A 7,430-nucleotide genomic window follows, 5' to 3' on the forward strand; every position below is an offset into this window, starting at 1 on the left:
GGGAAAAGCTGCAGCCGCCGGCACCAAGCCCGATCAGAATCATCGTCATGACGACACCGGATGGCCGGATCGCCGATAGGCCAACGCCTCCCCATACCCTATATAAGGCGGTAGCGGACAACAACGCGTTTTGGGCCGCGGAACGCAACTCGGACTCCGGACATGACCGACACGACCTCGATGAAACACCAGACACCCTTAACATCCGGTGATTTCACCGCCGCCGACGAGCCATTTGCGCTGTTCGAAAGCTGGCTGAACGAGGCGATCAAGAGCGAGCCGAACGATCCCAACGCCATGGCGCTCGCAACCGTCGACCCTGACGGGCTGCCAGACGTGCGCATGGTGCTGATGAAGGGCTTCGACACCGAAGGCTTCGTCTTCTACAGCCACATCGCGAGCCAGAAGGGCCGCGAACTCGCCGCAAATCCTAAGGCAGCGTTACTTTTCCACTGGAAGTCGCTGCGCCGTCAGGTCCGGATCCGCGGCAACGTGACGCCGGTGACCGACGCGGAGGCCGACGCCTACTTCGCGACGCGACCGAAGCAGGCCCAGATCGGCGCCTGGGCGAGCAAGCAGTCGCAGGAGTTGGAGAGCCGCTTCGCCTTCGAACAGGCCATCGCCAAGGTCGCCGCCAGATACGTCATCGGCGAAGTGCCGCGGCCGCCGGGCTGGAGCGGCTGGCGCATCACCCCCTCGCGGATCGAGTTCTGGCATGACCGCCCGTTCCGGCTGCACGACCGTATCGAATTTCGCCGTGACGCGGCCGGCCAACCGTGGTCCAAGACGCGGATGTATCCGTAAAGATTGGGCCGCCTGAAAGATGTCCATGCCGCATTCGTCCAATGCGCCGCGCCGCACGCTCCTCCTGACCGGAGCCAGCCGCGGCATCGGCCACGCCACCGTGATCCGTTTTTCCTCGGCGGGCTGGCGCGTCATCACTTGCTCGCGGCATCCCTTCCCGGAGGACTGCCCGTGGGATGCCGGCCCTGAGGACCACATCCAGGTCGACCTCGGCAATCCCCAGGATACCACCCGCGCGATTTCCGAAATCCGCGATCGGCTCGAGGGCGGCATGCTGCACGCCCTCGTCAACAACGCCGCGATCTCGCCGAAGGGGCCCGGCGGTTCCCGGCTCGGCTCGGTCGACACCGATCTCGACACCTGGACGCACGTCTTCCACGTCAACTTCTTCGCGCCGATCATGATCGCGCGCGGACTGATCGAGGAATTGAAGGCGGCCAAGGGTTCGGTGGTGAATGTCACCTCGATCGCTGGCTCGCGCGTGCATCCCTTCGCGGGCGCGGCCTATGCCACCTCGAAGGCCGCGCTTGCCTCGCTGACGCGCGAGATGGCGTCCGACTTCGGCCGCATCGGCGTGCGCGTCAACGCGATCGCTCCGGGCGAGATCGACACCTCGATCCTGTCGCCGGGCACCGAGAAGATCGTCGAACAGCAGATCCCGTTGCACCGCCTCGGCACGCCCGACGAGGTCGCCAAGATCATCTACGTGCTGTGCACGGACACCAGCTCCTACGTCAACGGCGCCGAGATCCACATCAACGGCGGCCAGCACGTGTAGTCTCTTCTCGTCATTGCGAGGAGCCCTTGCGACGAAGCAATCCAGAATCCCTCCGCGGAAAGACTCTGGATTGGTTCGCTTCGCGCGCAATGACGGAATATGACGCAGCAACTTCGCCCTTCCAGCTCGCATTTGAATTTTCAGACACAGCTTCGCGGCCTCGCGGCTTCGTCCACCCGAGCTTTGCTTCATCTTTCCACCCCCTCAATCCAAGAGGGCACAGGGAAGGCCGGGTGCTGACATCGCACCCGCGGTCTGCTGCGCACGATGCACACGCAGGAAAACCGCACAGCAGCATACAGGTGGTGCCGATCACTCGGCCTTCCCTGCGCGATGGTCGGACGGCTTATGCCGTGCTCTCCCGGGAGCCGAACTTTCCTTTTGGCCTCCCTCGCCCCGCAAATTGACGATGCCGTCTGCCCGGTTGGGCTCGCGCACATCTTCGCGACAGGCTTGACCGTAGCAACGACGGCCAGGACCACACGGTTTTGCCGTACGCACGGCCCGCCATTTCGCCGCAGTTTTCCCGATGCCGTCGACAGCACCGGAAACTTACAGACGAGACGAAACCTAGCAGCGCCGTTCGTCCGCGCGCGGCCGCGGACTCACAGGGACTACCCGCCCTGCCCGCACCTCTCGCGCCGACGCTGCCGCGTCCACCGCAAGCCCGGCTCGCGACAGTGACGACCACAAGATCGCCCCTCTTGGATGAGCCGGGATAGGGGACACATACGCCGAAACCGAATTTCGGTAAAGAAGAATATTTTTGCGGTGACGGATTGACAGCTTCTCCGGGTGTCTTGCCCGACGGGTGACGTGAGGCTCAGGCGGGCCGCTTGCGCCCGCGGCGAGGCTGTAGCGGCGTTCCCTCGTAGAGATCGGCGACCGCACATTGCAGTCCGAAGGCAGGGAGCTTCAGTTCGTCGGCCGGACCCAACGTCTGCGAACTCCAACCGGCCGTCGTCCTTGTATCGAGACGCACTTCCATCCGATCCTGCTCAATGATGAGCACCGCTTCGCAGGCGGCGTGCGCGAGATAGATGGTCCGCTTGACGTCGATCCACTTCGCGTCGGTGTCGGGCACGCGCGTGTCGTCGGTGGACGAGATGATCTCCGCCAGCAGATAAGCCCGGTCCACGAACCGCTGCCCCGGTTCGTAGTCGGCATCGATCACGGCCACATCCGGCTCCGGGCGGAATTCACCCGACCCGAGTTCAATGCCGGGACGCTGCATGGCGATGCGACCCTGATCATGCCCGGCGAGCGCATCATTGAGCAAACGCTCGAGGTTTCCCCAGATATGGTTGTGCGCGATCGTCGGCGGCGTCATCATCATGGGGACACCTGCGATGAGCTCCCAGCGCTCATGGTCCGGGCGACGCTCCTGAAACGCGCGGAAGCGTTCGCCCGACATCCGTCCGGCCTTCGCGGGGTCTTTGGCGAATTCCTTGATACCAACACCCATCGGCACCTCCGATGACACGAGCGCAGCTTAACCGCTCCGCCACGAACACCAAGAGAGATAAGGATGACTGGGGCGGAGCGCTATGGCCCCAGATCGGACGCCGCAGCTGAGCATCTGCGAAGACTTGCTGAGGGAAGCAAGGCGATCCAGACAACGCCGCCGCAAGACCTGGATCGCCCTTGGCTTCCGTTCCTCAATCGAGTCGAATCCGACGTGACCTTTCGTGCGACCGCGGAGCGGCCGTGCTGAATGCAGTCGAGCAGTCGTCATCGTTCTCGCCATCGAGCAGCGGAGCACCACAGTGCCGGCACATGCGTGCCGACATCGACGGCGCCTTGCCGCTCGCCACGACCTGGCGATAGTTCGCCAGATCGATGACGTTGCGGGGCGACGTTATGTGTTTCTCAACCATGGCTGTTCCTCGCGGCTACGCACTGCTTATCGCAGACAAGTTTCGCGCAAACGTTCAGCCCACCGCTCAAATTTTACCGGAGGAATTGCGGCGCGATGCGGACGCCACCGCACGGCCTCAATCCCGATCTATTCTGCGACACGATCCACCGTGTCTCTGCGAGCGGCGTAAGCTCTCGGTAGGTATCTTTGCTCGCGCACGGTTCCTACAGCCACTTCTTCCACTTGAAGATCCAGTACGGGACGATGGCGGCGATCAGCATCATCACCAGCGCCATCGGATAGCCGTGCACCCATTCGAGTTCGGGCATCACCTTGAAGTTCATGCCGTAGACCGAGGCGATCAGGGTTGGCGGCATCAGGACAACGGCCATGACCGAAAACAGCTTGATGATGTTGTTCTGCTCGAGATTGACGACGCCGAGCATGGCATCGAGGGTGAAGGTGATCTTGCTGGAGAGATAGGAGGCATGGTCGGTCAGCGAGGCGACGTCGCGCTGCATGGTCTTGAGCTGCTCGCGCATGTCCTTCGACCATTTCACGCCCTCGACGACGGCGGACAGGAACGTCACGACGCGGCCGATCGATACCAAGCTCTCGCGCACCTTCGAGGTCAGATCGCCCTTGCGACCGATCGAGATCAGGATCTGGGAATATCTCTTGGCCTGACCGTGGCGCTCGCTCTCGGGCTCGAAGATGTCGTGGCTGACCTGGTCGATCTCGGCGCCGCAGCGCTCCAGAATGTCGGCGCAGCGGTCGATCACCGCGTCCAGCAGCTCCATCAGCACCATCTCGCCGGTGATCGACGGGGTACAGGAACGGGCGAGCTTGGCCTCGACCAGGCTGAAGGGCTTCGGCAGGTCGTAGCGCACCGTCACCAGGCGGTGGTCGCCCAGGATGAAGGTCACTGGCGTGGTCCGGGGCATGTCGGTATCGGAGTGGCACATCAACGTCGCGGTCATGTAGCGCGCGCCGTTCTCCATATAGAGCCGGCTCGAAATCTCGATCTCCTGCATGTCTTCGCGGGTCGGGATGGCGATACCCGCGAGCCGCTCCACGGCCTTATCCTCGGCCGCGCTCGGATTGACGAGGTCGATCCAGACCGCGTTCTCCGGTACCGTCGCAAGATCCTCGATGACAGCCTTCTTGAGGGCGAACTCGGAGGGAACAAACACCGAAAACATCAAACACTCCAGAGATCCTGCGGCAGACGGACAGCCCTTAGCGCGATTCTGACAGGATCACGATGACAAGAACATCATGGGATCGTTTGGACCCCGCGGCGGAGCTGGTTAACTGTGGCCCGAAATCGACACTCTGGCTGATCCGGCCAAAAAACCCCGGGATCCCAGCCAAATTTGCGGCAGAAAAGCCACAGGTCGGCTCCTGCAGCGCGGGAGAGGGCATCAGCGCTGGAATTGTGGCAGATTTCAACGATAATGGGATTAACGGAGTCGAGGAACTTGGGCGCTAAGCTCAGGCCCTTCCGCACGGTATTGTTTTGATTGGAACCGAACATGTCGTCGCTGAAAGTTATATTTGGAATTCTGGCGGCTGGCCTGATGTTGTCGGGCTGCATGCAAGCCACGCGCTACGAGGCGACCGACACCAAGGCTTTCAAGCCGAAGGACAAGGAACTCCTTGCCAAGGTGAAGTACGAAAATACCGCGGTCGCAGAGCCGTTCCGCCGTGCCATCGTCGAATTCCACCGCAAAGAGGCGCCGGGCTCGATCGTGGTCGATTCCGACAACCATTACCTCTATTACGTCCTGGAAGGCGGCAAAGCGATCCGCTACGGCATCACCGTCGGCGAAGAGGCAATGGCCTGGTCGGGCATCGCCAAGGTGGCCAGCAAGACCGAGTGGCCGGCCTGGCACCCGACCCCCGGCGAAATCTCGCGCCTGGGCGTGCCGACCTATGTCGCGCCCGGCCCGGACAATCCGATGGGATCCCGCGCGCTGTACCTCCATTCCGGGGGCAAGGACACCCTGTTCCGCATTCACGGCACCAACCAGCCGGAATATATCGGCGCCTCGATCTCGTCGGGCTGTATCCGCCTGACCAACGAGGACGCGATCGATCTCTATGATCGCGTCAAGCTCGGCACCATCGTCGTGGTGCTCGAGCCCAAGCACGGCGACTCGCCCTACAATTCGCGCCTAGCGCTCGGCAACAGCCAAAACGGCCAGGCGGCCAGCTACTGATCGCCTCTGACCTGGGTCGACCTTCAAAGGATTCAAAAGCGCCGGTTCACCGGCGCTTTTTTGTTGCCGGCTTGGACGGTTGGGCCTTCTCAGGTTCGGGCTTCTCCTCTGGCGAAGCGGATGTCTCCGGCGCCTCCTTAGCGCCTTCCTTTGCCTCGGGCTTGGCCGCAATCTCCCGCGGCGGCGCCTCCTCCGGACGTTCCGTCGGCAGCAGCGGGGCGACCTGCGGCAGGGGCTCCCACACGTTCCACTGGCAGATCCGGTAATCGTTGCGCCGCTGCGCCAGGTCGAGGTGGATGTGGTCCTCATGGTACCAATCCGACCCTGGGCCGAGCACGGTGGAGAAGCGCGCGCAAACCGAATGCAGCACGCGCTCGCGGACCTCGCGCGCAGCGGTGCGGTCGGTGAAGCCGATCGACTGCCCGTTGGCGAGCTTGATGGCGCGGATGTCGATCGCATTGGCCTTGCCGTGCTCGGACAGCGTCGCGCCGGCGACACGGTTGCGGCCCCGGCATTCGAAGCTGTCGAAATTGTCGAGATCGCTGATGGTCGAGCCGAGGCTGGTCGCCAGCGGCGCCATGTCCTTGCGCACCCAATCGGCGATCGCGGACGCCATGGTGCAGCGGAGGATGGCCGCGGGCTTGACGGCCACCTTCCTTTTGTCCGGCAGTACGACGGCCTCCAGCCGCACCAGATCCTCGCCGCCGCAGGCGCCGGGGCCGCGGATGTCCGGAATGGAGGGCGCGATCGCGATCTCCTCGGTCAGCGCGAGCCGGCAGGCGGAAGCCTGCTTCTCCGGCGGCGGCGCGGCCTCGGCGGGCTTGTCCGCGCCCGCCTTGTCGGGAGATGGCTTTGTCTCTGCTTCGGACTGGGCCTCGTCCGTCGCTTTGGGCGCCTCTTCGGGCCGCGGTTTTGGCAGGGGAATCTTTGCGGTACGAACGGTCGCGCGCGGCCGTGGTGTACCAAGGCCAAAGATATCGAGCGGCGCAGGATATTTCCGCGCTTCTGCCCTCTCAATGGGCACGACTGACAGCCCCAGCACAGCGGTAACCATTGCCGCGCCGGCGGACATATAGCCGCGACAAGACCATTTGCGGCGAAAGTCCGTCAGGCTAAAAGTCATCACAATTCTTTGGCCCAAGCTGAGAGCGACAACGCGCCCAGCGACTTCTCGGAGGAACGTGAGAATGCTTGGTTTGATGCAAGACTGGCCCCTGCTCTGCCACCGGATCATCGAACACGCCGCCAGGATTCATGGCAAGCAGGAGGTGGTCACGCGCTCTGTCGAGGGGCCAATCCATCGCACCAACTACGCCGAGATCCACAAGCGCGCACTCAAGGTCTCGCAGGTGCTCGATCGCGAGGGCATCAAGCTCGGCGACCGCGTCGCAACGATCGCCTGGAACACCTGGCGCCATCTGGAGGTCTGGTACGGCATCATGGGGATCGGCGCCATCTGCCATACGGTCAATCCCCGCCTTTTCCCCGAACAGATCGCCTGGATCATCAACCATGCGCAGGATCGCATCGTGATGACCGACATCACCTTCGTTCCGATCCTGGAGAAGATCGCGGACAAGCTGCCCAGCGTGGAGCGCTACATCGTGCTCACCGACAAGGCTCACATGCCGCAGACGACGCTGAAGAACGTGGTCGCCTACGAGGACTGGATTGCGGAGGCCGAAGGCAATTTCAAATGGAAGGAGTTTGACGAGAACACGGCGGCGGCGATGTGCTACACCTCCGGCACGACCGGTGACCCCAAGGG

General features: G+C 63.0%; 8 protein-coding genes. 5 read left to right on the top strand and 3 right to left on the bottom strand.

What is annotated here, in order from left to right; all coding sequences use genetic code 11:
• From JHD07_RS10990 to JHD07_RS11000, 3 genes are all read left to right on the top strand, one after another.
• A partial coding sequence (locus tag JHD07_RS10990) for a hypothetical protein (protein ID WP_291621871.1) occupies positions 1–212 on the top strand: 212 nt, incomplete at its 5' end.
• Positions 163–804, top strand: coding sequence for a pyridoxamine 5'-phosphate oxidase (gene pdxH / locus JHD07_RS10995; RefSeq protein ID WP_291621874.1), 642 nt, complete (start codon positions 163–165; stop codon positions 802–804). The genes JHD07_RS10990 and pdxH, both read left to right, overlap by 50 nt.
• A gap of 25 nt (positions 805–829) precedes the next feature.
• Positions 830–1,582, top strand: a complete 753-nt coding sequence (locus JHD07_RS11000) for an SDR family oxidoreductase (protein ID WP_291621876.1) — start codon at positions 830–832, stop codon at positions 1,580–1,582.
• 823 nt (positions 1,583–2,405) lie between these two features.
• Here JHD07_RS11000 and JHD07_RS11005 read toward each other — a convergent pair.
• Both JHD07_RS11005 and JHD07_RS11010 read right to left on the bottom strand, forming a co-directional pair.
• The gene (locus JHD07_RS11005) at positions 2,406–3,047 is read right to left on the bottom strand and encodes a Uma2 family endonuclease (RefSeq protein ID WP_291621879.1); all 642 of its coding nucleotides are present in this window, start codon (positions 3,045–3,047) and stop codon (positions 2,406–2,408) included.
• A 617-nt stretch (positions 3,048–3,664) separates the two neighbouring features.
• Entirely contained in the window at positions 3,665–4,642 is a 978-nt protein-coding gene (locus JHD07_RS11010) for a magnesium transporter CorA family protein (protein ID WP_291621881.1), read from the bottom strand.
• A 333-nt stretch (positions 4,643–4,975) separates the two neighbouring features.
• On the opposite strand from JHD07_RS11010, the gene JHD07_RS11015 reads away from it, so the two are divergent.
• Positions 4,976–5,662, top strand: coding sequence for a L,D-transpeptidase (locus JHD07_RS11015; protein WP_291621882.1), 687 nt, complete (start codon positions 4,976–4,978; stop codon positions 5,660–5,662).
• A 46-nt stretch (positions 5,663–5,708) separates the two neighbouring features.
• On the opposite strand, the gene JHD07_RS11020 is transcribed toward JHD07_RS11015, so the two are convergent.
• Complete coding sequence (locus JHD07_RS11020; protein WP_291621884.1) at positions 5,709–6,785, bottom strand: extensin family protein; 1,077 nt, start codon at positions 6,783–6,785, stop codon at positions 5,709–5,711.
• 64 nt (positions 6,786–6,849) lie between these two features.
• On the opposite strand from JHD07_RS11020, the gene JHD07_RS11025 reads away from it, so the two are divergent.
• Positions 6,850–7,430: AMP-binding protein (locus JHD07_RS11025; RefSeq protein ID WP_291621886.1), on the top strand; the 581-nt coding region annotated here is incomplete at its 3' end.

The organism is Bradyrhizobium sp. (assembly GCF_016462955.1).
Classification (GTDB): Bacteria; Pseudomonadota; Alphaproteobacteria; order Rhizobiales; family Xanthobacteraceae; genus Bradyrhizobium.

Bases quoted from the DNA above. Each gene is read 5' to 3' on its own strand.
- pdxH (WP_291621874.1), top strand. From the start codon at position 163: ATGACCGACACGACCTCGATGAAACACCAGACACCCTTAACATCCGGT.
- JHD07_RS11000 (WP_291621876.1), top strand. From the start codon at position 830: ATGCCGCATTCGTCCAATGCGCCGCGCCGCACGCTCCTCCTGACCGGA.
- JHD07_RS11005 (WP_291621879.1), bottom strand. From the start codon at position 3,047: ATGGGTGTTGGTATCAAGGAATTCGCCAAAGACCCCGCGAAGGCCGGA.
- JHD07_RS11010 (WP_291621881.1), bottom strand. From the start codon at position 4,642: ATGTTTTCGGTGTTTGTTCCCTCCGAGTTCGCCCTCAAGAAGGCTGTC.
- JHD07_RS11015 (WP_291621882.1), top strand. From the start codon at position 4,976: ATGTCGTCGCTGAAAGTTATATTTGGAATTCTGGCGGCTGGCCTGATG.
- JHD07_RS11020 (WP_291621884.1), bottom strand. From the start codon at position 6,785: ATGACTTTTAGCCTGACGGACTTTCGCCGCAAATGGTCTTGTCGCGGC.